Origin of the sequence: Rufibacter aurantiacus (assembly GCF_017916345.1) — a bacterium.
Classification (GTDB): Bacteria; Bacteroidota; Bacteroidia; order Cytophagales; family Hymenobacteraceae; genus Nibribacter; species Nibribacter roseolus.
Map to the genome: position 1 here is coordinate 104607 of NZ_JAFMSV010000002.1, position 26984 is coordinate 131590.

Annotated in this window: 19 protein-coding genes; 9 read left to right on the forward strand and 10 right to left on the reverse strand. The window is 52.2% G+C overall.

The genetic code is table 11. The features are described from left to right. The first annotated feature begins 85 nt into the window (after window positions 1-85). The 4 genes from J3P34_RS05945 to J3P34_RS05960 all read left to right on the forward strand — a co-directional run bounded on the left by J3P34_RS05945 (window position 86) and on the right by J3P34_RS05960 (window position 3907). The gene (locus J3P34_RS05945) at window positions 86-784 is read left to right on the forward strand and encodes a class I SAM-dependent methyltransferase (RefSeq protein ID WP_210487050.1); all 699 of its coding nucleotides are present in this window, start codon (window positions 86-88) and stop codon (window positions 782-784) included. Window positions 785-1003: 219 nt separating this feature from the next. After that, window positions 1004-2584, forward strand: a complete 1581-nt coding sequence (gene xseA / locus J3P34_RS05950) for an exodeoxyribonuclease VII large subunit (RefSeq protein ID WP_210487052.1) — start codon at window positions 1004-1006, stop codon at window positions 2582-2584. 126 nt (window positions 2585-2710) lie between these two features. Further along, the gene (xseB, locus tag J3P34_RS05955; RefSeq protein WP_149088834.1) at window positions 2711-2923 is read left to right on the forward strand and encodes an exodeoxyribonuclease VII small subunit; all 213 of its coding nucleotides are present in this window, start codon (window positions 2711-2713) and stop codon (window positions 2921-2923) included. A 129-nt stretch (window positions 2924-3052) separates the two neighbouring features. Continuing rightward, window positions 3053-3907 (forward strand): sulfurtransferase, encoded by an 855-nt coding sequence (locus tag J3P34_RS05960; RefSeq protein ID WP_210487054.1) that lies wholly within the window; start codon window positions 3053-3055, stop codon window positions 3905-3907. Window positions 3908-4016: 109 nt separating this feature from the next. Here the strand turns inward: J3P34_RS05960 and J3P34_RS05965 are convergent, their stop codons facing one another. Continuing rightward, window positions 4017-5237, reverse strand: a complete 1221-nt coding sequence (locus J3P34_RS05965) for a S8 family peptidase (RefSeq protein ID WP_210487056.1) — start codon at window positions 5235-5237, stop codon at window positions 4017-4019. A 286-nt stretch (window positions 5238-5523) separates the two neighbouring features. On the opposite strand from J3P34_RS05965, the gene J3P34_RS05970 reads away from it, so the two are divergent. Next, a complete protein-coding gene (locus J3P34_RS05970; RefSeq protein WP_210487058.1) occupies window positions 5524-6285 on the forward strand; it encodes a peptidylprolyl isomerase in 762 nt (253 codons plus the stop codon). A 735-nt stretch (window positions 6286-7020) separates the two neighbouring features. Here J3P34_RS05970 and J3P34_RS05975 read toward each other — a convergent pair. The 4 genes from J3P34_RS05975 to J3P34_RS05990 all read right to left on the reverse strand — a co-directional run bounded on the left by J3P34_RS05975 (window position 7021) and on the right by J3P34_RS05990 (window position 11721). After that, window positions 7021-9114 (reverse strand): M13 family metallopeptidase, encoded by a 2094-nt coding sequence (locus tag J3P34_RS05975; protein WP_210487060.1) that lies wholly within the window; start codon window positions 9112-9114, stop codon window positions 7021-7023. Between the two features lie 212 nt (window positions 9115-9326). Continuing rightward, on the reverse strand, window positions 9327-10253 hold the full coding sequence (locus tag J3P34_RS05980) for a YihY/virulence factor BrkB family protein (protein WP_210487062.1): 927 nt from the start codon (window positions 10251-10253) through the stop codon (window positions 9327-9329). A gap of 69 nt (window positions 10254-10322) precedes the next feature. Further along, window positions 10323-11366 (reverse strand): hypothetical protein, encoded by a 1044-nt coding sequence (locus tag J3P34_RS05985; protein ID WP_210487064.1) that lies wholly within the window; start codon window positions 11364-11366, stop codon window positions 10323-10325. Between the two features lie 4 nt (window positions 11367-11370). Further along, window positions 11371-11721 carry an MGMT family protein gene (locus tag J3P34_RS05990; RefSeq protein ID WP_210487066.1) on the reverse strand — a complete coding sequence of 117 codons (351 nt, stop codon included), beginning with the start codon at window positions 11719-11721 and terminating at the stop codon, window positions 11371-11373. Window positions 11722-12250: 529 nt separating this feature from the next. On the opposite strand from J3P34_RS05990, the gene J3P34_RS05995 reads away from it, so the two are divergent. The 4 genes from J3P34_RS05995 (at window position 12251) to nudC (ending at window position 18824) form a co-directional block, all read left to right on the forward strand. Continuing rightward, window positions 12251-13357 (forward strand): efflux RND transporter periplasmic adaptor subunit, encoded by a 1107-nt coding sequence (locus J3P34_RS05995; RefSeq protein ID WP_210487068.1) that lies wholly within the window; start codon window positions 12251-12253, stop codon window positions 13355-13357. Window positions 13358-13370: 13 nt separating this feature from the next. Continuing rightward, window positions 13371-16472 (forward strand): efflux RND transporter permease subunit, encoded by a 3102-nt coding sequence (locus J3P34_RS06000; protein ID WP_210487070.1) that lies wholly within the window; start codon window positions 13371-13373, stop codon window positions 16470-16472. A 24-nt stretch (window positions 16473-16496) separates the two neighbouring features. Continuing rightward, the gene (locus J3P34_RS06005; RefSeq protein ID WP_210487072.1) at window positions 16497-17816 is read left to right on the forward strand and encodes a TolC family protein; all 1320 of its coding nucleotides are present in this window, start codon (window positions 16497-16499) and stop codon (window positions 17814-17816) included. Between the two features lie 90 nt (window positions 17817-17906). Continuing rightward, entirely contained in the window at window positions 17907-18824 is a 918-nt protein-coding gene (gene nudC, locus J3P34_RS06010; RefSeq protein ID WP_210487074.1) for an NAD(+) diphosphatase, read from the forward strand. 293 nt (window positions 18825-19117) lie between these two features. Here the strand turns inward: nudC and J3P34_RS06015 are convergent, their stop codons facing one another. From J3P34_RS06015 to J3P34_RS06035, 5 genes are all read right to left on the reverse strand, one after another. After that, a complete protein-coding gene (locus tag J3P34_RS06015) occupies window positions 19118-19636 on the reverse strand; it encodes an acyl-CoA thioesterase (RefSeq protein WP_210487076.1) in 519 nt (172 codons plus the stop codon). A gap of 40 nt (window positions 19637-19676) precedes the next feature. Next, a complete protein-coding gene (locus tag J3P34_RS06020) occupies window positions 19677-20288 on the reverse strand; it encodes a TetR/AcrR family transcriptional regulator (RefSeq protein WP_210487078.1) in 612 nt (203 codons plus the stop codon). A gap of 472 nt (window positions 20289-20760) precedes the next feature. Continuing rightward, window positions 20761-23346 carry a DUF4132 domain-containing protein gene (locus tag J3P34_RS06025; protein ID WP_210487080.1) on the reverse strand — a complete coding sequence of 862 codons (2586 nt, stop codon included), beginning with the start codon at window positions 23344-23346 and terminating at the stop codon, window positions 20761-20763. Window positions 23347-23349: 3 nt separating this feature from the next. Continuing rightward, the gene (locus J3P34_RS06030) at window positions 23350-23745 is read right to left on the reverse strand and encodes a hypothetical protein (protein WP_210487082.1); all 396 of its coding nucleotides are present in this window, start codon (window positions 23743-23745) and stop codon (window positions 23350-23352) included. 232 nt (window positions 23746-23977) lie between these two features. Continuing rightward, window positions 23978-26947 carry an FAD-binding and (Fe-S)-binding domain-containing protein gene (locus J3P34_RS06035; protein WP_210487085.1) on the reverse strand — a complete coding sequence of 990 codons (2970 nt, stop codon included), beginning with the start codon at window positions 26945-26947 and terminating at the stop codon, window positions 23978-23980. Between the last annotated feature and the right edge of the window lie 37 nt (window positions 26948-26984).

Below are 26984 nucleotides of genomic sequence, written 5' to 3' on the forward strand. Positions count from 1 at the left end.
TCAAGACCTGTTTCTGCGCACAAGATTCCTAACCTTTACTTACTGCCAGAGAAAATCCTTAATTTACGGGTCTAAATAGTTTTTTATGGGCCTTCTTGAAAAGATAAACAAGTACATAGCTATCAATTTCTCTACTGAAAAGAACGCTACGAAAAGGATAATTTCATTCTGGGAGAAAGGAGGTCCTGATTTTGACTATTATGCCAGTGCTGACCAGGAAGACTGGATTAAGGTCTTTTGGGCTGAGGATAGTGTTTTTTTCAAGTTGTTTCAAACCTTAGATTTAAAAAACACGCTTGAAATAGCCAGCGGCACTGGCCGGCATTCGGCGCAGGTGATGGATAAAATAGAAGAACTTTACCTTTTAGATTCTTCTAAAGCAGCCTTACAATTGGCAGAGCAGAGATTTGGCAACTATAAAAACGTAGTATACATCCATAATGAAAGTGGCCTTGGAATACCGACCGACTGCATCAAAGACAATGCGCTCACAACAGTCTTCTCATATGATGCCATGGTACACTTTGAGAAGGAAGCAGTAGAGTCTTACATAGCTGATAGTTTCAGGGTTCTAAAGTCTGGGGCTTTTGCCTTATTCCACCACTCTAATTATGATAAGAATCCAAACGGCAAATTCACTGACAATCCGGGCTGGAGGAACTACATGACAAAGGAACTGTTTTGCTCCATTTCTGAAAAGCACGGATTTCAGGTAATCCACTCAGAGGTTTTCTCTTTCTCTACTACGGATTCTGACTGCGTTACCTTATTAAGAAAACCCTAGGCTACTCATTCTCCTAACTCAGGGAAAATCATTTCGGCTTAAGTTCACCATAAAAATCAAGTAAAAATCCTTTACTTAGAGGAAGGACTTAACTCCTTGGACCGCAATTCTCTGGACTCTACCTGCCGGAGGTAAATTGCTTAAATTTTTAGCAATTTGATTGGCGGCCCACAGAAAAACCGTAATTTTAGCCTACTGAAATCAAGAGGAGCGCACGGCATGGGGACATTTTTTCAGAGTAGTAGCGAAGAGATTTCGTTTACCGTTAGTACCAATAGGCCATTCACGCTCTATGAGTTCAACCGGCGCCTGCGCGAGGAAATAGAGAATGCCCTGCCGCACAGGTACTGGATCATCGCGGAGATTTCCGAGGCCCGGGTGCACCACCAGAGCGGCCACTGCTACCTTACCCTCACTGATAAAGAACCCGGCTCCAAAAGCACCCTTACGGCCCAAGCCCGTGGTACCATCTGGAAACGGCAGTATCAGGAGATTGCCCAGTACTTTGAGTCCCAGACCGGGCATCCCCTCAGAGCGGGGCTGAAAATTCTGTTCAACGCCAGTCCGCGGTTCCATGAACTCTACGGCTTCAGCCTGGATATCCATGACATTGACCCTACCTATACCGTTGGCGACCTTGCCCGCCAGCGCCAGGAAACCATTGCCCGGCTGCAGACCGAAGGATTGCTGGACCTGAACAAAAAGCAGGTTCTGCCCCAGGTGCCGCAACGGCTTGCGATCATCTCCTCTCCTACCGCTGCCGGTTACCAGGACTTTGTGGCCCAACTGGCGAACAACCCCTTCGGTTACGCCTTCAAGCTCACGCTTTTTGAGGCCAGTATGCAGGGTATTGAGGCGGTGTCATCTATCAAGGCGGCTTTGTCACGGGTATCGCTGCAACAGCAGGCATTTGATGCGGTGGTCATCATCAGGGGTGGTGGTTCCCAGACCGATCTCTTGTGTTTTGACCATTACGAGCTTGCCTCGGCGGTAGCCCAGATGCCGCTGCCTGTGCTCACGGGCATTGGGCACGAACGCGACGAATCCATTACCGATCTGGTGGCCCATACGCCTTTGAAAACACCTACTGCAGTAGCGGCTTTCCTTATTGACCGGCTCAACGAGTTTGAGGCAGGCGTAGAGGAAGTGTTTCTGCAGATCAAGGATGCCGCTACTGCGTTGGCCGTGATAGCCGAGCGCCGCGTTTCCCAGTTGGCCGCTCAGGTGCAGCAAGGTACAAACCAGTACCTGCACCGCCGGCAGTTCCAGCTGGAGTGCCAGACCCGCACCCTATCTGACAAACCGCAGAAATTCCTTACAAGTGAACAGCGCCACGTCATGTGCGAGGAGCTGCGCCTTACCCATACCGTGGAGCAGTTGCTAAGGGCGAAGGAAAACCGGCAACAGCAATACCTGCTGCACCTGGAGACAAATTCCCTTAAGAAACTGGAGACCGGCCAACGGAAGGTGACCCACGTGGAGCATTGCATTCAATTATCCGCGAAACAGCGGCTGCAAAACGCCCAGATGCAGTTCCAGAAAAACCAGCAACGTCTCCTGTATGGCGCCAAGGACCACCTGCAGATCAAAGGGCACCAGCTCCAGCTTATGGAGATGGATGTCAGGTCGCATGACCCCGAGATCATGCTGATGCGCGGCTACACGCTCACCTACGTCAATGGCAAGTTGCTCCGCTCCCTGGACCAGGTAACCGCCGGCGATGTGCTGCAAACCAGGTTGCTGGCCGGCTCAGTTATCAGTAAAGTGACCAAAACCAAAGAACCAGACCTTTTTGATTAACCATTTATAATTCAGAATTAAGAATCAATGATCAGGAATGCTTTTCATCATTACCTGAAGCATATTTTCCAACGTTTCCGATTTCCAATTCCTAATTCTTAATTCCCCATTCTTAATTAAACCGCTATGAGCAATATCACCTATAAACAAGCCACCCAGGAACTAGAGGCAATCTTAAAAGCCATTGAAAACGATGATGTGGATGTGGATGAACTGACTCAGAAAGTGCAGCGTTCCTCTGAACTCATTAAACTGTGCAAGCAAAAACTGCGCAGCGCCGAGGACGCCATCAGCCAGGTTTTCAAAGACATCAACTGCGAAGACCCCAAGGCTGAGTAAGCGTTTGCCCCCTTCCGTATAGAGGCCTTTTTCCAGAAAACAGCCTCTAAACGGAAGGGTTAGCTTCTCAACTCTTTTCCGCCTGCCGGAAGATTTCTTTTCTTTGCCCTCCACCCTTAAACATCTGCTATGCTATCTCCCATTCTGGACCCCAAGGACCTGCTTGCCTTAGCCCAAGATAAAGACCTCTTGCTCATTGACGCGCGGCAAGGCCCCGATGCATTCTCGCAATACCGAAAAGAGCACCTAGCCGGGGCCCGGCATGTAGACCTGGAGAAAGATTTGGCAGCGGTTCCAGAGGATGCGGCCCAGGGAGGACGGCATCCTCTTCCGGCCATAGATCTGTTTGCCGATTACCTGGGTTCTTTGGGCATTAGACCCACCTCAAGGGTGGTGATTTACGATGACAAAAACGGAGCCAATGCCGCTTCCCGCTTCTGGTGGATGCTCAAAGCCGTAGGCCATGAGCAGGTGCAGGTACTGGACGGAGGTCTGCAGGCTGCTCTGCAAGCTAGTTTCCCCACCAGCCATGAGGTTCCGGCGCCCGCCAGCACTTTGGCTTATCCGGTCACGGCCTGGCAACGCCCTACCGCTGATATAGAGGAAGTAGCTCAGGTTGCCGGTGACAAAAACCACCTGGTCATTGATGTGCGGGATGCCTACCGCTACCTGGGCGAGAGCGAACCCATTGACCCAGTGGCCGGCCATATCCCGGGAGCCGTGAACGTTCCCTTAACCGGCAACTTAGGTCCGGACGGTGGTTTCCTTTCCCCCACGGAGCTGCAGGAAAAGTATAAAGCCGTGATCAAAGACGTAGCGCAAGAAAACATCATTGTGCATTGCGGCTCCGGGGTAACTGCCTGCCATACGCTGTTGGCCCTGGAAAGCGCCGGCATCACAAGAGCCAAACTGTATGTGGGTTCCTGGAGCGAATGGTGCCGCAACAACCGTCCTATCGCCGTTGGCGAGGAGACTACAGCTTAATACCAGCGCTTTGTAGCTTCCATTTACAGCCTGTTTTCCTAAAAAGAGTTTATCTACAGAAAGGCCGCCCCTGTAAGCAGAGGCGGCCTTTCTGTAGAATACTATGTTACTATAAATGGATGATTGGATCAGCTTTCCCGTCTGGATCTCCGGTCACGGTTCCGCTAGTCCCAACATTTCTCCCTCTCAACAACGCTACCCCAGCGGCGTGCGGTGTGGCCATTGAAGTACCACTGATAGTGTTGTAACCACCGTCTTTCCAGGTTGATTGAATGCTTACCCCAGGGGCGCAGTAATCAACCGGAGGGTTGCCGTAGTTGGAGAAAGACGCCCAGGCACCTGAGCTATTCATGGCAGAAATAGTGAGAATGTTGGTTCCGTTCACGCGAGCCGGAGAATGGTTATTGGCGTTATCACTCTCGTTCCCTGCTGCCAGGCAGAAAATAACTCCTTTTGCATTGGATGCATTAAGCACAGCATTGTCCAAAGCAGTAGAAACACCGCCACCCAAACTCATGTTAGCGACATCACCCTGGCTACCTACTGAACCTACATAATCCACCCCGGCAATAACGCCAGAAGTTGATCCGCTTCCTTGTGAGTTAAGCACCTTAACTGCTACAACCGTAGCACCATACGCGACACCAATTACGCCAATTGTATTGTTCTTTGCGGCAATGGTCCCAGCTACGTGCGATCCATGCCCATTTCCGTCATCCGCATCATTGGCATCTCTGCCGGTTGTAATGAAGGTTCTGCTACGCGATACATCAACGGTCAAGTCCGGGTGGGTTAAATCAATGCCAGTATCGATAACCCAGGCAGTTTTACCCACGCCACTCGCAGAACCAACGCGGGTAATACCCCATGGCGTAGTCTGGGAAGTTGGTGCAGTACCTCCTCCACCAGGCTTACCTAAGCTGATGATCTTATCCTGCTCAATGTAATCAACCCGTGGGTCGCGGCGCAGTTTGTTTACTTCTGCCTCAGAAAGAGAAACACTGAATCCCTGCAGGGCTTTTCCGTAGGTATGCTCAATGGCTTCTGGGTTGAGGCCGCGTTCACGCAGGATCTGCTGCCCGAAGCTTTTCACCTGGCGCTGCCGTTCTGGGTAAGAGGCGCTTTCCGCCAGTCTCAGGCCGCTGTTGCCTTTGAGTACCACAATGTATTTACCGGCAATGACGGAGCCACTGTCAGAAACTCCTACAATTTCCTCTGGCTGCACAGCCTCTTCGGCCTGCTCGCAGCTCTGGAACATAAGGGTGGAGGCAATTGCGGCGGCTCCAACCAAAAACTTGAATGGGGGGCGAGAAGTGTACTTGTTAAACATAGAAGGGAGGATTGTTTGTGGTTTGGGATTAGGATTTATCACGATCTGATAAGAACTAATTTAAGCACAACAAAATCTAATTACAAGCTAAATCCTTGAATCTTTCAATTTTTTCACCCGTATAACTGCCTTTTAATATAGAATTTTACTATATTAAACCTCAAGCTTTCCACCCAAAACTCCAGACTGGAAATGGCACCCAGATACCGATACCGCCGATTTCCTTGAGTAAATGACTTCTAATTTCTAGTTTTACCCACACCAGAAAAGCAGCAGATTTTAAAAAATGACCTCATTTCGCCTGACCTACGCACGGTCCATTAAAATAATGATCTATTCGGGCCTGGTCTTTCTGGGAGCTTGCGGCCAGAAGCAGGACCAACCCACAACTGCCAAGGCACCTACTCCCCCACCCGCTCCCGCCATCCTTACGCAGGAGACCGTGGTGGATACCCTCACCGCCTACGGACAGGCTCACCCCAATGACACGCTGGTGCTCATCAGCACGCCCAAAGGCGATATCAAGATCAGGCTCTACAAAGACACGCCTCTGCACCGGGCCAACTTTGTGCGACTGGCTAATTACGGCTTCTTTGACAAAACCGTGTTCTTCAGGGTTGAGAAAGATTTCATGATCCAGGGCGGCCGGTCAGATTTCCAGACCATGAAGATCGGAACCTACAGAATCCCGCCCGAGATTAAGCCACATTACTTCCACAAGCGCGGGGCGGTGGGTATGGCGCGTTACGGCGATGAGGAGAACCCCGAGCGGATGTCTTCCAATAAAGACTTCTACATCGTCCAGGGCCACGAACTTTCTGACTACGAGTTACAGGCCAACATCAAGGAATTCAAACTGAACCTTACCCTGGCCCAGAAACAAGCCTACAGGACCGTGGGCGGCGCCCCAAACCTGGACCAAACCTTTACCGTGATTGGCGAGGTACTGGAAGGTATGGAAGTAGTGGACAGTATTGCGGCTGTGCCGGTGGACCAGACCAAATGGCCTTTGAAGGATGTGGGGATGAAAGTGAAAGTGATCAGATAGTTTTTTTGTTTAGTTCTAACGAAAAACGCACCTTTTCTGGAGGTGCGTTTTTCGTTAGTATCTGGAATAATGCGTGGGGAAGGTTCTCCTTTTCTCTCTGGTTCAAGTCTGTGACTTGGACCAACCATGGTCTGCAGTTTTCAACTGCAGTGAGGCGCTGGCCTCATATCCCTGCGTTGTGCGGAGAGTTAGCCGCAGCGCTCTCCGCACTTCCAGGACAGCCAATCTCCTGATTGGCGAATTGGAAGAGGTTCCTGTTTGAAATATATCCCCGCTGTTGGTGTTCTCACCAACGTCCTCAATTACCCTTCAATCCACTTACCGCAGCTACCTCCCACGTCCTTCTTACTCTGCTTCCAGCGCTTGTTCCTCCGTTTGGAGGTTTGTCACTTTTCTCCTTGATGAGAAAAGTAACCAAAAGAATCAAGAAGCCTCCAACTCGCTGACGCTCGGACAGTGAGGCTTCAGTAAAGGTACCACCCTGCTAGCGTCCTCTGTTGCATCGTAGAGGTTGGCAATTACTGCTTGAACTGTCCCTACTTGCGGCCGACCGTGTCTCGGCCTCACTGTAGGCCTTCGCCCCGGCCTGCCGCAGGTAAACAGCCTTGATCTGGCGCAACAATGCCTTCTTTCGACCTTTGAAATGGGGTGAACTGTAATGTATAAAGCAAAAACACACCTCATGGCTGAGGTGCGTTTTTGCTTTATTTTGGCCAAAATGGCCATAAAATGGGATTACCAGATGTTCACGCGTTCGGCGTCTGGGCGGTACATTTTGTTGCCGGGGCCGCAGTTGAAGGCTTTGTAGAACTGTGGCATGTTAGACAACGGACCGTTGATCCGGAATTGGGCCGGAGAGTGCGGATCAGTTAGTACCTGTTGGCGCAGGGCGGCTGGTGTGGAGTTGTTGCGCCAGATTTGGGCCCAGGCCAGGAAGAAGCGCTGCTCGGGTGTGAAACCGTCTATCTTGCCTACGTTTTTGCCGGAGATGGCTTTCTGCAGGGCAGTAAAGGCGATGTTCAAGCCCCCAATATCAGCGATGTTCTCGCCCATGGTCAGTTTGCCGTTCACGAACACGCTGTCCAGAGGTTGCATGGCGCTGTATTGGCGGTCCACCAGGTCGGTGCGCTCCTTGAACTTGGCTTTGTCCTCAGCGGTCCACCAGTCACGCAGGTTTCCTTCCGGGTCGTACTGGCTGCCCTGGTCATCGAAACCGTGGGTCAGTTCGTGACCGATCACGGCCCCCATTCCGCCGTAATTCACGGCATCATCGGCGTTAGGGTCGAAGAACGGAGGCTGCAGAATCCCGGCGGGGAACACAATCTCGTTCATGCTTGGGTTGTAGTAGGCGTTCACGGTTGGCGGTGTCATACCCCATTCGGTGCGGTCCACGGGTTTGCCCAGTTTGCTCACGTTGTCCCTGAAGCCCCACTCAGAAGCCTGCAATACGTTTTGCAGGTAAGAGTTGCGGCTCACGGTAAGGCCGGTGTAAGATTCCCATTTCTCTGGATACCCGATCTTCACCGCGAAGGCATTGAGTTTACCTAAGGCTTGCTGCTTGGTGGTTTCGCTCATCCAGTCTAGGTTCTTCACGTGCTCCCGGAAAGCGGTCTGCAGGTTGCTCACCATCTCCAGCGCCTTGGCTTTTGCCTGCGGCGAGAAGGCTTTGTCTACGTACTCCTGACCCAGAGCTTCGCCGATGGTAGCATCAGTCATGCGCAGTACCCGCTTCCAGCGCGGCTGCATTTCTTTGGCGCCGCTCAGGAATTTGCCGTTGAAGTTGAAGCTTTCCTGCACGAAGGCCTTAGGCAGGTAAGCCGCCGAGGTGCGGGCCAGGTGCCAGCGCAGGTAAGTTATCCAGTCAGACACCGGTACCTGGGCCAGCATGGCGTTGGCTTCTTTCAGGAAAGCAGGTTGGCCTACAATGACTTCTTTCACGCCGGTGACGTTCATGTTCTTGAACATGGTAGGCCAATTGAAGTTAGGCGCCAGCTTCTGCAGATCGGCTACCGACATTTTGTTGTAGGTGGCGTGCGGATCGCGCTGCTGAACGCGGGTCATGGAGGCGTTAGCCAGACGGGTTTCCAGTTCCACCACTTTGCCGGCATTCTTGCGGGCAGTAGCCTCATTGTCGCCCAGAAGCTGGAACATGTTGCCTACGTGCTTCAGGTACTCAGCTTTGATGCTCTGGGAACGGGCATCGGTTTTGGTGTAGTAATCGCGGTCCGGCAGCCCAAGGCCGCTCTGGTTGATGTTCACAATGTACTGCGTGCTGATTTTATCGTCCTGGCCCACGTAGAACCCGAACACCCCACCACGACCCAGCACTCTCATGCGCGCCATGGTGCTCAGCAGGCTGTTGCGGTCTTTGATGGCGTTGATCCTGTCCAGCTCCGGTTTCAAGGGCGTAAGTCCCGCACGCTCAATGGTGGCGGAATCCATGCCGGCGGCGTAGAAATCTCCTACCAGTTGGGTGGAAGTGCCTTTGGTGGCACCCGTTTGTTTTACCGCAGCATCTACCACGGCCCGCAGGGTGGCGTTGTTTTGGTCGGCCAGCTCGTTGAAGCTGCCCCAGCCGCTCTCAGAGGCAGGTATGGGGTTGTTTTTCATCCATCCGCCGTTGGCGAAACGGTTGAAGTCCTCGCACGGCGACACGCTGCGGTCAAGGTTGGCCATATTCAGGCCCACGCCTTTCACCGTCGGTTCCTCGGCCTGACTTACCGCAGCAGGAGCAGCGGTGGTTGTCTGCTGCACGGCAGGCTTGGAACAGCCCACTGCCACTACCCCGCTCAAGGCAGAGGCCAGCCAGAATAAATTACTTTTCTTCATAAATAGGTTTGACTTACAATCAGTTGGCTTAGATGCTTCTTAACTGATAAGCAATTTAAAACCCCTGAACGCTTAAAGCAAGCAAATCAAACAAACGCTCGTAAAACTTTGCCTGATGCCAAACCCCAAAAGCGAAAAATAGCCTTTGATATTCCGGTAAAAAGTCAAGAAAACTTTTTGGATCGTTTTCAGAAAATCAGCCCTAAAACAGGTTACTCTAAAGGAGAATGGTCTGTCTCGCGCCACTCATAGAAGGTAGCAAAGGACTTGGGATGTAGGGGCAGATGCCGGTAACGGGCGTAGACCAGCGTAAAACAGGCGCCATAGAAGAAGATCATGGCTGAGTAGAAAATAAACAGCAGCAGCACCACAATGGAGCCGGAAGTGGCGTAGATAGAGCCCAATCCGCTGTTGACCAGGAACCGGGCCAGTACCATCTTGCCTAGCAGGAACAGGAGCGCCGTAACCGCGGCCCCTACCCAAACTGCCCTGGTAGGCATGTGCGCGAACGGCAGAAACCGGAAAATGATGGCAAACCAGGCGGTCTCCACCAACAGCCCCAGAATACGGTTGAGCACCTGGATAAGCTGTAACTGGATCTGCTCGTCTACCAGCACATAATTGTCATTGACAAAAGCCACCGAGGCGTCTATCACCAACACAGCCAGGAACAGAATTCCACTGGAGAGAATAATGAGCAGTGCCCTGAACCGGTTGCGCAAAGCCCTCCTCAGATGCTGGTGCCCCCGCACTTTGATGTTCCAGAGTTGATTGATAGAGTTCTGCACCACGGTGAACAAGGTGGTAGACACGAAGGTCAGGAAAAGGAAGCTGAGCGCGGCGGCCCAGCCGTTCCCCTGCAGATCCAGAAAGTTGGTTAGGATAAGCTCTACCTGCCCGGCCACGTCCTCGCCTACCACGCCACGCAGTTTCTCAAAAAGCTCTCCGGTAATGAGGGCATCGTTGAAGAGAACGCCCAGCAGCGAAATGACCAGAATAAGGGTGGGCGGCAGTGCGAACAAGGTAAAGAAAGCCACTGAGGAGGCCAGCCGCAGGGGATCATTCTGCCGGAAATGCGCCAGGGCATCACTGAAAATCCGCAGCAGGGGCTGCACTTTGGACACTAGTTGGGTAGGCATAAGAGCAATCATCTCGCCCCAATACGGAAAGAAGCGTTCTGGGGCTGATTTTTAGAAAAGAAAGCGAAATTATAAGTGTCGCACCATCAGTTTCAACTGCAGACGCACAATATCGCCCATGGAGCGGCAAAGCAGGAACTCATCCAGCCCATGGTGGCGGGCCAGTTCTTCCCTCAGCTGCCGAACTTTCTCGGGGGTGGAGATGGTGTCTTGCCGCATGCAGTCAATGAGGTCTTTTAGGCGGTAGCGGGCCGCCCTGATACGCCGGAAAAGCAGGGTGCGTTCCTCGTTCTGGTACTGCTTCATGGTCTCGGGCTGGAGCCACTTCATGCAGAGCGCCACAATGGGGTTGTTGTCTTTGAAGTACTGGGGCAGGTACATGGTCTTGCGGCCCTCGTAGGTCTGCTGGTCAAAATCAATGGGCCGCACGCGGTACTGCTCCTCCTCAAAATCTGGGGTGACGGCCACCACATAGTTATAGGACCGCATATCGCCTAAGAGCAGGGCAAAGCAGCGCTCGTTGAACTTCACAAACTCTTTGGCCAGGCGCACCTTGTTCAGGTTGGGGCGGCCCAGGTAATGTTTGATGAACTCATCGCCGGGGATGCCCGCAATGTGCTCTTCTATGAGCGAGCCGCCGTGCACCAAGTAATTGATGCGGTTAGGCGACAACACGTGTTCCAGCTCCAGACCGTAAATGCGCGAGGCATCGGCTTTCTTGAAATAGAAATAGTCATAGTTGTCATTGAGCAGGTTCACGATCCGGATGCGGAAGGGATTGGAGTTCCCGAAGGTGCAGTAATCCACCCGCTGCACGGAGAGTTGCTCCATGAGGCTCTCGTTTCCGCCAGATTTCAGCTGCACGTAGATGCGCGTGAGCCCTTCGTAAATTTCGTGCATCTGCCCCTGGTCATATACTACCGTTTGCCAGAGCGTATCGTGGCCCCAGCGGTCATAAAGCGGGTAGGCATCTGTGAAGTGGAGCAGGTCCTGGTAGGTGATGGGCAGCGGGGCCGCCCGGTCATACTCGCGCAGATACCGGGCCAGTTGCTCCGTGACCGGATAGTACTGCTTCTTTTTGGAGATATGGTTGGGGTCTGCGGTTTGGCCCATGGTATTACAGCAACTCTTTGGCCGGGTCCCAGAAAAGCTTGTCAAAATCCTGCACCTGGTCGTCTTTGATCTTGATTCCCTCGCTTTCCAGGTGCGCCTGCATGGCGTCAAAAGACTCAAAATGCTGTTTGCCCGTGAGCATGCCGTTGCGGTTGACCACCCGGTACGCCGGAATCCCGTGCTGCGCATGCGAGGCGATGAGCGCCCAACCCACCATACGGGCCGAGCCCTTGGCGCCCAGGTAAGACGCAATGGCCCCGTAAGACGTCACCCGCCCCGGCGGAATCAGTTTCACCACTTCATAGACATCCTGAAAAAAGTTGGTCCTCTTCTCTGAGGCATCTGTTTTAGGCATAAAGCATTCATTTTGGGGCTGGTTAGAAAGAAACGGGCCGAAAACCTAATCGTCTACTTTTTTCTGCCACTCTTTTAAACCTTCCCCTTGTTTTTAGGTCTAATTTCTAAAAATAGCCAAAAAACGCGATAAATTTACCTGCCGCCCGGTAGGCCAGGAGACTTTGCCTCTGGCCCGGCGGCTAATTGCCATTGATACCATCCCCCAAACCTGAACCCAGAATGACCTATTCACCCCTCTGCCCCTTGAAAGTCCAGCACGCTGGCAATTTACCGCCCGGTAAGCTCAAATTCCACCAATCGCCGTTTTCGTACCATAACCGATAACCATTTACGGCATAATTACTTAAGCATAGTAGCGCCATGTCTGCCTGACCAGAGGCACTTGCTTTCGCCCTGAGGAACACACAAGCTACAGGCATTGGTTATCGTTATCATACCTGTGGCAGAAACCGGTTCCTTTATTTAAAACAAAACCATAGTAACCACCTGTTTCATCACAAACGAGAGAGTTTAGTACCACCAATTCTATGAAAATAAAACACATTGTCTATGCACTGCTTATCCTTGGTTTCGGGGCTTTAGTGTATTACCGCATTTCAAGCAACAAAGCCGAGGCTGGCGCCGGCGGCCCGGGTGGCGGAGGCGGCAGAGGCCCGGGCGGACCAGGTGGCCCTGGAGGCGGAGGCGCCCCGGCCATGCGGGTGAGTGGCATGGTGGCCACACCGCAGGAGTTCGCCAACTCGCTTTCCGTGACCGGTTCCATTGAAGCCAACGAGCAGATTGAGGTAAGAGGCCAGGTGTCTGGCCTGGTGCGTGGCATCTACTTCCAGGAAGGTAGCAACGTAAGCAAAGGTCAGGTGCTGGTGAAGATAGATGACTCTGAGCTGCGCGCCCAACTGGCCCAAGCCCAGACCCGCCAGACCCTGGCCGCCGAGAACGAAAGACGCGCCCGCCTTTTGCTGGAGAAAGAAGCCATCAGCCGTGAGGAATATGACGTGGCCCGCGCCGAACTGAAAACCGCCCAGGCTCAGATCCAATTGGTGCGCGCGCAATTGGCCAAAACCTCTATCACAGCGCCGTTCTCCGGCAAAGTGGGTTTAAGAGCCGTTTCTACGGGAAGTTTCCTGTCTCCTGAGACAGTGGTGACCAACCTGGTAAGTGTTAATCCCATTAAAATCACCTTTGCGGTGCCGGAAAAATATGCCGGTCAGGTAAAGCAGAACACAGAACTGACCTTCACGGTGGCCGGTTCACCGGAGAAATACACGGCCAGGGTGTACGCCATTGAGCCCAGCATTGAAGCCGCTACCCGCACCCTGCAGTTACGCGCCCGTGCTGATAACGCCAGCGGAAAGTTGCTCCCAGGTTCCTTTGCGAACATTCAGTTGCCCCTCACGGTTATACCAGATGCGCTCCTGATTCCAACGCAAGCCGTGGTTCCGGTGCAGAACGGTAAAAAAGTGTTTATCTCCCAGAACGGCAAAGCCAAGGAAGTGATGATTGAGACCAGCACCCGTACTGAGAAAGACCTGCTGGTGACCTCTGGCCTGAATGCCGGTGACACCGTGTTAACCACCGGAGTAATGTCTTTGAAATCAGGAAGCCCCGTGAAAGTGGCCCTGACCCAGAAATAAAAAATTAGACAAAATGAGTTTATCCACCACAAGTATAAAACGGCCCGTCTTCACGATCGTGTTGAACCTGCTCCTCATGTTGTTTGGGGTGATTGGGTACACGTTCCTGGGGATTCGGGAATACCCGTCCATTGACCCGGCCATTGTGTCGGTAAGCACGAGCTATTCCGGCGCTAACTCAGACATCATTGAGTCGCAGATCACCGAGCCCCTGGAGAAAGCCATCAACTCCATTGACGGTATCCGGAACATTTCTTCCTCCAGTAACCAAGGCCGAAGCAACATCAACATTGAGTTCAACCTGGAGAAAAACCTGGAAGAAGCCGCCAATGATGTGCGCGACAAGGTATCGCAGGCGGTGAGAAGCCTTCCTGAGGACATTGACGCGCCACCGGTAGTTTCCAAAGCCGACGCTGACTCTGAGCCCATCATCACCATGACGGTGCGCAGTGAGAAGCGCGATGCGCTACAGCTTTCCGACTTCGCCGAGAACGTAATCTCGCAGCGCCTGCAAACCATTCCGGGCGTGAGTAGCATCCAGATCTGGGGACAGAAGCGCTACGCAATGCGTCTGTGGCTAGATCCCATGAAACTGGCCTCCTACGGCTTAACCGTGGCCGATGTGCGCACCGCGCTCAACCGCCAGAACGTGGAATTGCCTACGGGTAAAGTGAGCGGCCAGAACACCGAGCTAACTGTGAGAACCTTGGGTAACCTCTCCAATGAGCAGCAGTTCAATGACCTGATCATCTCCTCTGAAGGCGAGACCATCACCCGTTTCAGCGACATTGGGCACGCAGAATTGGGTCCTGAGAACCTGGAAACCAAGATGACGGAATCTGGCGTGCCCATGGTGGGGATGGCCATTATCCCGCAGCCGGGTACCAACTACCTGGAGATTGCCGGTAATTTCTATGACCAGTTTGACAAGCTCAAAAAAGAGCTCCCAGATGATCTGAAGCTGGACATCGCGATGGACAACACCTTGTTCATCAAGAAATCCGTGACCGAGGTGGCCGAGACCATCCTTATCTCCCTGGTGCTGGTAATCCTGATCATCTACCTGTTCTTCCGGGACTGGGGCATCGCCTTCCGTCCGTTGATAGACATTCCGGTGTCTTTGATTGCCACGTTCTTCATCATGTATCTGGCTGGATTCTCCATTAACGTGTTGACCCTGCTGGCCATCGTGCTGGCGACGGGTCTGGTGGTGGATGACGGTATTGTGGTTACTGAGAACATTTACAAAAAAGTAGAGGAAGGCATGTCGCCCATTGAGGCAGCTATTAAGGGCTCCAACGAGATTTTTCTGGCGGTTATTTCCATCTCTATAACGCTGGCGGCGGTGTTCCTGCCGGTGATCTTCCTGGAAGGTTTCGTGGGCAGGTTGTTCCGCGAGTTCGGGGTTGTGATTGGCGCAGCCGTGTTGATCTCGGCGTTCGTGTCACTGACCTTGACGCCTATGCTGAACGCGTACCTCATGAAAGGCGGCGTGCACAAACGCTCTAAATTCTACGAATGGACCGAGCCGTTCTTCCAGAAAATGAATTCTGGTTACGCCGAGGCGCTGACGAACTTCATGAAGCGGAAGTGGCTGAGCTTCCCTATAATTCTGGTGTGTCTGGGCCTGATTGTCTTGTTCTATAACATTCTTCAGAAAGAAACCGCTCCTTATGATGACCGCAGTATGCTCCGTATCTCGGCCACCGCGCCTGAGGGTGCCTCCTATGAATACATGGACCGTTTCATGCAGGAACTGACCGCCGTAGTTGAAGATTCTGTGCCCGAAAAACAAGTGAACCTGGTGATTACTTCTCCAGGTTTCGGGGGCTCTGGTTCGGTGAACAGCGGAATGATGCGTCTGGCTTTGAAACCACAGGAAGAACGCGAGCGCTCCCAGAAAGAGATCGCTGATCAGCTTTCCAAGGTGGTGCGCCGCTTCCCGGAGGCTAGAACCAACGTGATTCAGCAGCCTACCATCTCGGTGAACCGCCGGGGCGGGCAGCCTATCCAGTATATCATTCAGGCGCCTAACTTCCAGAAACTGCAGGAGAAGATCCCGCAATTCATGGAAGCCGTGAACAACGACCCCACTTTTGTGATGGCCGATGTAAACCTGAAATTCAACAAACCGGAGATCAACATCTCTATTGACCGCGAGAAAGCCCAGAGCTTAGGCGTATCGGTGATTGACGTGGCGCAGACGCTGCAGTTGTCTTTGAGTGGCCAGCGTTTCGGGTACTTTTTGATGAACGGACGCCAGTACCAGGTTATGGGCCAGTTTGACCGCCCGGATCGTAACGACCCCATGGATTTGACCTCCCTGTTCGTGCGCAGCTCCACCGGCCAGTTGATTCAGTTGGATAACCTGGTGACCATGGAAGAGCGCAGCAGCCCGCCACAGCTTTACCACAACAACCGCTACATGTCGGCGACAGTTTCTGCCGGTTTGGCGCCGGGCAAAAGTATAGGTGACGGAATTGAGGCCATGGACCGCATCAAAGCCCAGGTGCTGGATGAGACCTTCTCTACTGACTTGGGCGGTGAGTCCCGTGACTTCGTGGAAAGTGGTTCCAACACCATGTTCGCCTTCGGGTTGGCCTTGTTGCTGATTTACCTCATCCTGGCTGCCCAGTTTGAGAGCTTCATTGACCCGTTCATTATCATCTTAACTGTACCAATGGCGGTGGCCGGGGCCATGCTTTCGCTGTGGCTGTTCGGGCAAACCTGGAACATCTTCAGCCAGATCGGGACCATCATGCTTATCGGGCTGGTAACGAAGAATGGTATCCTCATTGTGGAGTTTGCGAACCAGTTGCGTGAGGAAGGCAAGTCTAAGATGGATGCCATCATCGAAGCTTCCGAGGCTCGTCTGCGCCCTATCCTGATGACCAGTTTGGCCATCGCCCTGGGTGCCTTGCCTATCGCACTGGCTTTGGGTGCCGCGGCGCAGAGCCGTATTGGTATGGGGGTGGTGATCGTGGGCGGTACCATCTTCTCGCTGGTCTTGACCCTGTTCATCATTCCGGCCATCTACTCCATGTGGTCTAAAGAACGCAAACACCATCCGGAGTTTGACCACATTGAAGAGTACGAGAAAGCCGTGGCCCACTAATTATTTGATTGAAGAAAATCCTTTATGCTACAATATAGATTTGGTTTCCTGAGCCTTTTGCTGCTCACCTTGCTCTTTGGGGCGGGTGAGGCCAAGGCCCAGGAACTCCTGACCCTGGAAGATGCCGTAAGAATTGCGCTGGAACGCAACTATGACATCAAGTTATCTGCCAATGACCGGCGTATTGCCGAGAACAACGTGACCCGCGGCAATGCCGGCATGCTGCCCAACGTCACCGCCAACCTCACGAACAACCGCACCATCCAGAACAGCTCCCAGACCCGCGCAGACGGGCAGGTGAACGAGGTTAGCTGGGGCCAGGGCTCTACCCTTAACGGCGGCGTGGGCCTAAACTGGACCATTTTCAACGGCTTTGCCATGTTTGCCCGCTATGAGCAATTGCAGGAACTGCAGAAACTGGGCGAGACCAACCTGCAGCTGACTATTCTTTCGCGCGTGGCCGATGTCATGAGCACGTTCTATGAACTGGTGCAACAGCAGCATCAATTGAGAGCCTATGACACCGCCATCTCTATCTCGCGCCTTCGGGTGAACACCGCCCAGAACCGGTTTGAGATTGGGAAAGCGGCTCGTCTGGAAGTGCTCAACGCCCAGGTAGATTTCAACACCGACACTACGAACCTTCTGCGCCAGCAGGAGCTGTACCGCAACACCCAGATCAGGATGAATGAGTTGCTGGTGCGCGATGTGAACATCACCTTCAGCGTTCCGGACGATATCATGATTGATGACCAACTGACCCTGGCTGGGCTGTCGGCGCAGGCCGCACAGCAGAACCCCTCTTTAAAGGCCGCTGTGCTCAACCGCCGCATTGTGGAACTGGATGCGAAGCAGGTAAGGGCCAACCGCTACCCGGTCATCGGGCTGAATACGGGTTACAACTTCAACCGAAACCGCTCGGCGCTGGGTTTCTCCACACTTTCCACGGGAAACGGCCTGACATACGGCGTAACGGCCTCGGTGCCTATTTTCAGCGGGTTTAACCAACGGCGAAATGAGCAGAACGCCAATATCCTGATCAACAGCGCCCAGTTGGAGTACGAGCAGATCAACCAGAACATCAACGCTCAGCTGGCCTCCGCGTTCCAAACGTACCTGACCAATCTGAGCCTGGTGCGCCTGGAAGAGAACAACCGCCGCATCGCGCGCCAGAACCTGGACATCACTCTGGAAAAATTCAGATTGGGAAGCATCACCACCGTGGAGGTGCGCGAGGCCCAGTTGAATTATGTGAACGCCACCGTGAGATTCAGCAACGCGCAATACCAAGCCAAAATTGGCGAGGTGGCCTTGAAGGAAATTGCCGGTACGCTCAACCTGTAGACCTTTCTTTTAGTACAGAAGCGTTTCGGGGCTGTTTCATCTAAAACAGCTCCGAAACGCTTTCTTTTTTTCAGGCATCAGACCATGGCCATGCGAAACAACCTTGCCTTATCGGCGCGCAATTACTTTGGGGAGGAAAACCTGGATCGGGTGCACCTGCTCAGGAAAGATGCCTCCTGGCTGGAAGCCCGACTTAGGGATCCCGGCTCGGTATTTCTCCCTTTCCGGAACCTACAGCCGCTGCTCACGGAAGAACGCCAACTGGTGCCACTATCCGCCCATGATCTTCAAGTTCGGGATTTGCCCATTGCCCCGGTACTGCTGGGCGTAAGAGAAGAGCGCGCCTACTTTGCGGTGGATTTACCAAAAACGCATGGTTTACTTTTAGACACCGGAACCTTTCAGGACCTGCGCGATGCTACCCTGCAAATTCCCCGCGCTGACAGTTCTTTGCTGGCCTATGCCAAGGCCATGTTGTACTGGAATCGGCAGCACCAGTTTTGCGGCGTTTGCGGCGCCCCTACCCTTTCCGAAGAAGCCGGGCACATGCGCCAGTGTACCAACCCAGACTGCCAGACCCATCATTTCCCCCGCACTGATACAGCCGTGATTACCATGGTCACCTGCCAGGACAAAGGCCTGCTGGCGCGGCAAGCTTCCTGGCCCCAAGGCATGTATGCCTCCATTGCGGGTTTCCTGGAGCCCGGTGAGACCCTGGAGCATGCCGTGGCCCGCGAGGTGCAGGAAGAAATAGGGTTAAAGGTGAATGTGGTCCAGTACCATTCTTCGCAGCCCTGGCCTTTCCCGGCCTCCATCATGGTGGGCTTCACCGCCGAGGTAGAAAGCACCCACATGCACCTTGACCCACAGGAAATTGAGGACGCCCGCTGGTTCACCCGCCAGGAGTTGAAAGAACTCGTAGCTTCCGGCGAGATCAAACTCCCACCGGCCCTTTCCATTTCTTACCGCCTGATCCAGGATTGGCTTACTGAAAAGGACAATGTCTAAATCCATTTAAAGCCTGTTTTTGGAAAAACAGACCTTAAATGCATTTATAATTTGGTGGCTTATTTTGCTTTACTGCCACTGTTATTGATGCTACCGTATGCTGGCGTTGTAGGTGTTATCACCAACAACGGCGAAATATCCCCTTCAGCCTTTCTCTTTGTTGTCATCCTGAAAGGATCTTGGGAGCAAACGGTAGAGGCCTTACCCAAGGAGTAATTCAAAAAGAAAGGACAAATCAATTCAAGGCCTGTTTTTCAGGAATAGTGCCTCAAACAGAGTTCTCTTTTTCATGCTTATTTGGCACCCACCGCCTTCATTTGCTCGCGCAGTTGCTTCACGCGGTCTTCAAACAGGGCCGGCGTTTCTTCCCGTACCACCACCTCTTCAAACAGCTCCATCAGTTCTGGTTCATGCGTAGCCCGGGAGGTTTTGCGCACGTCTATGTACACAAATTTGGTCCAGAGCACCGCTTTCAGCTTCTCCTTTTTCTCGTCCAGCATCAAATGCTCCACCAGCATGCTGCTATCAGTGACGTGCCGGATGCTGGTCTGGATGGTTACCAGTTCCCGCACTACCGCCGGGTTCAAATACACAATCTGGTTCTGCCCCACTACCCAGGCCCGCCCGGTCTTCCGGAAGAAGGCGTGGATGTCCAGCCCGTAGGCGGCTTCTACTTGGTCTTCACGCTCGTTCTGGAAGTAGTTCAGGAAGGCGCTGTTGTTCAGATGCCCGAAGGGGTCGCAGTGGTCAAAACGGATGCGGGTCTGGCTTTCCAGCACCTGTGGTTTGGGAGAATCGGTTTTTGAAATCATAGTTTTAAGGGGGTTCAGAGGATAAGTACTTTAGATAAATCTAGAAGGAGCCCAGCTCCAGTTGCAACCAGCGTTCCAGTTGGTCCAACACGGTTTGCAGGGGCTTTTCCTCACCGTAGGCTTTAGCCAGCAAAATGCCGCCCTCCACGGTGGAGATGAAAAAGGTGGCGATAGCATATGTATCAGCAGAACCGTTGAACACGCCTTGTTCCTTCCCCTGATCAATAAGGTTTCTAACGCCTTTATGGAGCCGGTTGAGAACCCGTATCACCCGTTCGTGCAGGGCCGGATGGTTGTCATCGGCTTCCACGGCGGTATTCAGCAAGGGGCAACCTCCGGCGATGATAGGGTTGGTGAGGTAATGACGGTAGAAATCCAGCAGGGCCCGCAAGCGGTCGCCGGCTTGCTCATAGGGCGCCATGGCACTGCCTACCCGCTCAATCAAGGTCTGCGCCGCAAACTCAAAAGCGGCCACGGCCAGCTCGTCCTTGCTCCCGAAGTGCCCGTACAGGCAGCCTTTGGTCACGCCGGTGGCCTCCATCAAATCCTGGTACGAGGTACCCGCAAACCCTTTCTGGTTGAAAAGCACCGCCGATTTCTCAATGATAAGTTGGCGGGTCCTTTCGGATTTGGAGGTCTGGGCTGATTTCATGGCACCAAATAAACCAATTGGTTTATTTTATCCTAGTATTAGGAAAAGAATCTCATAAGTTCTGTAATCCAGATCCAATAAAGCAGGAAAGTTTGTGTTGCTCAGGCGCCAATTCACCTTACCTAAGCTCCAGTTTAATAAGCCATTTTCATGGGATCGCGCTTTGTTTCTGAGGGCAGACAGTGCTGGGTCGCTTGTCCCTGTTTTGGAGAAAGATGGCCATAAACTCCTGCTCACCCACAGCCAGCCTACCTGCTAGAACCTGTTGCTGTACATCAAAGGCCCCCTGCAACCGCATCTGCCGAAGCATACCCAACTACACAACCTCCGGCTCTGGGAAACCGAGAACGCTTCTGCGGAGTGGTACGCGGTGGATAATTGACTAATCAGGAAATGAACGGGGTAATATTTAGGGGCTATTTTCTGTAAAACAGCCTCTAAACATCACCCCGCTTTATAAATACTGCCCTTATTAGACCCGCTTAATCTGAGAAGTAATAGTAGAGTCTGTAATTTTGTCGTCCTCAGCCAAGAGCATGGCTTTGCTTAGAATAACGGAAAAACCGGTGTCTCCTTCAAAAGGGAGGAAAACATTCTGCGTGACATCTTTTTTGCTGCGGTCTGGCACAATACACAGGTATTGGTCATTGGGCTCCATGAGAATATTGGTGCTTCCCAAATGAATCTTATAGGTGCGCAGCTTGCCACGGACAACCAGGAATTTGTCTCTGATCTCTGCTACCTTGGCCAACTTCAGGCGCGGAAGCAATTGTGTCAGAATCTCTTTCCGGGTTTTAGCTACCTCAGAAAGTTCTCCGAAGGAATACGCTTGCCAGTAGTCACGGTAGGCAGCTACTCCCCCACTGTCTTGCCAGTTGGGGTCATTGCCTACGGTTGCCACGCCAACAAACAAATCCACGTCCCTAATGACCTCAGACAAAATAACTTTGGGGATGTTGATCAACTCCACCACATTGTTTGTCTGGGTATCCACAAACCGAAGTTGGTCAGTAGCAATGTAATTCCAGATACCGGTGTCATTCATTTCACCTTGGGCATCCACCTCATTCACCCAATACTCGGCTCTAAGGTGGTAATCAGGGATCAGGCATGAAGCTGCCTCATTGTAGCGGCCATCATCATAGGCGCCCAGTAAAGCATACTTCCAACCTCTTAGTTTGGCCAATGAGTTGAATTGGTGCTGTTTTAAGAGATGCGCGGCCATGCGATTGCTGTAGACTCTGGTATTAATTTCCGCATCGGTAAGCAGGTACACTTCACGATAGGCTTGCTTAAACGGTTGCAGAATCTGGTGCTCCACCAGGAACGAGCGCCAAGCCTCGATTTCAGAAATTGAAGCAGAAGCAGGATGCCAAAGTTTCACAGTGACCTCAGAACTGGGCTCAACTTCGCTTAGATCAGGCTGCACCCATTTTTCATTGAAGTAGATGACGTTTTTGGATACCCCATCTTTCTCAAAGGACCAGATCAGGCGCTTGGTTAAGAAAGAAAGCAGACCATGGTTGGCATAGTACTTTTGGAAGTAAGCCCAGGTTAAAACCCTGTCGGCTTTGAACATGCGGTCTATGCGGTCCCGCTGCGCACTAAGGGTAACTTCTACCTGCTTGGCGGTTTCCTTGATCTGTTTTAGGGCAGCCGCCTGCTTTTCCTTCACCGCAGTGGGTACTGATTTCTGAGGATTCCCATCTGGTTTGAACCACCTCAACTCAGTTTTGCCCACTGCAACTATATCAAGAATGGCTTTAAAGCCTTGCAGTTCATAAACCCTCTGCCCGTCTACCAGTTCATATTGGTCTACCGCCAAATCTTCAATCTCATGCACTGAAATGCCTTGGTCTTTGGCTGCCTCCTGCAGATATCTCTCAATCAGAGCCTGAGTACTTGCTTGCCTGATTCTCAGTTTTAAGCGGGATAAATGGCTGATTCCTTCCAGCCCTTCAGACTGATAGAGGGCGTATAAACAGGCGTTTCCAACGGCGGCAGCGGCCGGACCCTTACCCGGAATCTTCCGGTATGCCCTTTCTGCCAAGGCGGCAATGGTGGCCAAAGCAGTACGATCATTTAGGGAAACACACATCCAAAGCAAGCCTTTGATGGCGTCTATGTTTGGCGTTGAAAGTAAATCGTAACTTGTATAACTATACGTCTGAGTACCGTACGTATGCGTTTGGACCAATTCACTTTCTTTGAGTTGGATGATAAATTTAAACCAATCCAACACCACCTCTTTGAAAGCATCAGTTCCTAGTGTGCTTATCAAGCTTTGGCTTTCTTTCTGGTATTTTTGAGTAGGTCTTCCACCAGATGCTCTTTGGACTTGAGCTAGTATTTTATACCAAACAGGTAGTTCCTTCTCTGATCTTAACTTGATGATAGGATTGGCATATTCAGAGAATTTATCCTTGCCTAAAAAATATACCGGTTTTATTTCTTCTTTTCCTTCACCTAGATGCAGTAACTCTTCAATTTTGCTAATGGACTTTGTCCTTTCCTTTTCACGGGGGTTATAGTCAACTTTATTTAACTCATCCTTAATAGCCAACAAAGCTTCTTTTACCGATTCAGATATTACTCTTCCTTTGGTATTCTTTTCAACTTGAATTAAGAAATAGCTTAATGGCCAGTCTAAAATTGAAGGCCAAATAAACTTTTGATAGTTGAGAAAATGGGTTGCCAAAGAAACAATATGATCATCTGTCAGAGTGAGCCTGGATCTTAATAAATTCTGTAGAAACAAATTATGGAGCGCATACTTCTGATACCCCACATCATCAGAACTATACGAAGTATTTTTACTTTGCCAGTAATATATCTTATAGATACAATTCAGCAGGAATTCTACTTTGCTATTGGCAGGCAATGTGACTAATTGCTCCTTATAAACAATTAACTCACCCGGCTTAACATTCCAGAAATGTTGAAACTTTTGAACAGCCTCTAACCGGGCTGCTTCTACAATACGATCAAAAGAATCTTCGGGTAAACTTACGCTTTCCTGCTTACCAAGAGCTTTTTTCATGAAATCAACAAATCCCATTTCTCAGCCTCCTACCAATGGTGTTAATTTCAGGAAACTCACCGTAGTGTTACCGGTCAGCAATACCTCTTCCTCTAAAGACTCGGCTTGTTTGTTGTCTACCAATACAAAGTACCCGTTGTTCTGGAAAGCATTTAAAGCTACAAATACCTGTTTTTCCGGATCAATCTTCTTTCGTTCCTTAAGTTTGTAACCGTTAATGGTTAATTCAGTGTCAGTAGGCTGCACCAAGCCGCTGAAATATTGGGGTAACTTCTGGTTGTACTCTTCTACTTCCTTGGTCACCCTGGCTTCTATGATGTCTTTCACAGTAACCAGTTCGTTTTGCAAGGCAAGCTCCATTTGATGCAACACTTTCCCTGGGAAAGTCTCGTCCTTTATTGTAAGGGTATAGGCCATAGGGATTTAATTGTGCATTAAGTTAGCAATTAATCCTGCTCCAAAAAGGACTAAGAAATTGAAATAATGAGAATTCTTAGCACCTGGATACATCCCTTGTCAGTTGTTGGAGTGCCCTGGGCTATCCTCTTTAAATACCCAAGTATTTTGAGTCTATTTTCAACAAAACAGCCCAAAAACAGGAAAGCCTCTCCCGTTTGGGAAAGGCTTTCCTGTTCAACTTAAAAAGGCTTTACTTCTTCAACGCCTGCCACAGAATCTCAGCGGGGTGCAGGGCTTTTTTGTGGGTGCCGTCTTTGATCTGGTGGCGGCAGCTGGTACCGGCGGCGGCGATAAGTACTTCCGGGGCAGCGTTTCTTACCGCCGGGAACAGCACCAGTTCGCCAATCTGCATGGAGACACCGTAATGTTCTTCCTCGTAGCCAAAGGAACCCGCCATGCCGCAGCAGCCCGAGGGGATCATCTCTACCTCGTAGTTCCGGGGGAGCGACAGGATTTTCTGGGTTGGGGTGAGTACCTGCAACGCTTTCTGGTAGCAGTGGCCGTGCAGCTTGATCTGCTTTTTCTCCTGGGTGAACACGTCTGGGGTGATGTTTCCGTTTTCGGCTTCTTTTTGCAGAAACTCCTCTAAAAGGTAAGAGTTAGCCGCTACCTGACGGGCCGCAGGTACCAAATCAGCTGGCACCAAATCCAGATACTCATCGCGCAGGGTCAGGATGGCCGAGGGTTCAATCCCGATGATGGGAGTACCATTTGACATGGCTTTGCTCAGTAACTGCACGTTTTTGATAGCTATTTCTTTGGCATCACGCACCAGGCCCTTGGAGAGGTAGGTGCGGCCGCTTTCCAGGTGCTCCGGAATCTGCACAGCGTAGCCCAGCGCCGTCAACAATTTCACCGTGGTCTGCCCGATCTCCACATCGTTGTAGTTGGTGAACTCATCGCAGAATAGGTACACGGGTTTGCCTGTTTTACCAGCTTCGGCATGCTCCTTCTGCCACTTTTTGAACCAGCTTTTTAGGGTGGTTTTACCTACTTCAGGCAAAGAACGGTCCACGGCAAAACCTACGGTTTTCTTGATCAGCTTGCTGATGACCGGGTTCTTGATCATGAAATTGTAGACGCCGGGCACCACACTGGCCAGTTGCTGCATCTTGGTAAAATTTCCTATCATGCGGGTACGCAGCGGCACACCGTTGGCATCGTGGTAGTGCTGCAGGAACTCGGCTTTCATCTTGGCCACGTCTACGCTGGAAGGGCACTCAGACTTGCAGGCCTTGCAGCTCAGGCACAGGTCCATCACTTCCTTGATTTCCTTATGGTCAAACTTGTTGAGCTTGTCTGAGCTGGTGAGGAACTGGCGCAGGATGTTGGCGCGGGCGCGGGTGGTGTCTTTCTCCTGACGGGTGGCCATGTAACTAGGGCACATGGTGCCACCGCTCACGTGTGTTTTACGGCAGTCGCCGGAGCCGGAGCATTTCTCGGCCATGCGCAAAATGCCTTCCTGCTGCGAGAAATCAAACAGTGTCTCCACCGGAATCACCTGCCGCTGGGTTTTCTCCTCGTAGCGTAGGAACTCGTTCATGGGCGGGGTGTCCACGATCTTGCCGGCATTGAAGATGTGCCTGGGATCGAAAATTTGCTTCACTTCCTGCAACATGGCATAAACTTCAGCACCCAGCGCCTGCGGGATGAACTCACCACGGAGGCGGCCGTCGCCGTGCTCGCCGCTCAAAGATCCATTGTATTTCTTCACCAACTCAGTGGTTTCTGCTAAAACCTGCCGGAATACCTGTTTCCCGGCCTCGGTTTTGAGGTTGATCATGGGCTCCACGTGCAGCTCGCCGGCGCCGGCGTGGGCGTAGTATGAGGCCTGCAGTTGGTGTTTGTCCAGCACCTGTTTCAAATCTGATATGTAGGCCGGCAGATCCTCTGGCGACACGGCGCAGTCTTCAATGAGGTTCACGGGTTGGGTATCGCCGGGCAGGTTCCGGATCAAGCCCAGGCCGGCTTTGCGTACGTCCCACACGGGTTTGGTTAGGGCACCCCGCACCACTGGGTAGGCATAGCCCAGCCCGGCGGCTTTCAGATCCGAAATCAGGGCTTCGGCTTTGTCTGTGATGATGTCCTGGCTGTCGGCCATGAACTCTACCATGAGCAGGGCCGCCGGATCTCCCTCGATGAAGAACCGGTTGGCGTCATAGGTGCGGTGGCCTTTAGTGAAATCCATGATGTACTTGTCCACCAGTTCAGAAGACATGGGCTGATGCCGAAGGATGATGATGTTGGCTTCCAGGGCCTCGGCCAGGGAGTTGAAATGCACGCACACCAGACCCTCTTCTTTGGGCGGCAGCGGGATCAGGTTCAGTTTGGCCTCGGTCACAAACGCGAGCGTTCCTTCGGAGCCCGCCAAGACTTTGCACAAATCCAGCGTGGTCTGTCCTTCGGGACCGGCGCCCTCGTCCACCAGGAAATCCAGGGCATACCCGGTGTTGCGGCGGGTGAGCGTCTTCTTGGGGTAGTTCTCCTGAATGACGGTGCGGTTTGTCTCATTACTGATGAGGCCGTACATGCGACGGTAAATCTCACCTTCCAGGTTCTGGAGGGTCAGTTTTTCTTGCAGTTCCTCGTGGGTGAGTGGTTTGAATTCGGCCTCTGAGCCATCGCTGAGCAGCACTTTTGCCGAGAGCAAATGCGTGCGGGTATCGCCCCAGACAATGGAATGCAGACCGCAGGAGTTGTTCCCGATCATACCCCCCACCATGGCGCGACTGGCCGTAGACGTCTCGGGGCCGAACAGCAGGCCGTGCGGCCGAAGGGTGGCGTTGAGGTCATCGCGGATGACGCCGGGCTCCACCCGCACCCAACTTTCCTGCGGGTTCACTTCCAGAACCTGGGTGAAGTATTTGGAGATGTCCACCACCAGCCCGTTGCCTACCACCTGCCCGGCCAGAGAGGTACCAGCCGCCCGCGGAATAAGGGTGATCCGGTGCTCTTTGGCAAAGCGGATGAGTTTCTGCAGGTCTTCCTTTGTCTGCGGAATGGCTACGGCCACGGGCATTTCCTGGTACACCGAGGCATCGGTGGCGTAGACTCTCTTCTGCGCCTGGTGCAGGCTGGAGGCATCATCAAAATACAGTTCACCAGCCAGGGAGGCTTCCAGCGAGGCAAAAGCGGACAAAGAGGGGGCGGAGGTCATCATGTAAAACAAATTGGAATACAAAGATAAGCATGCCGGG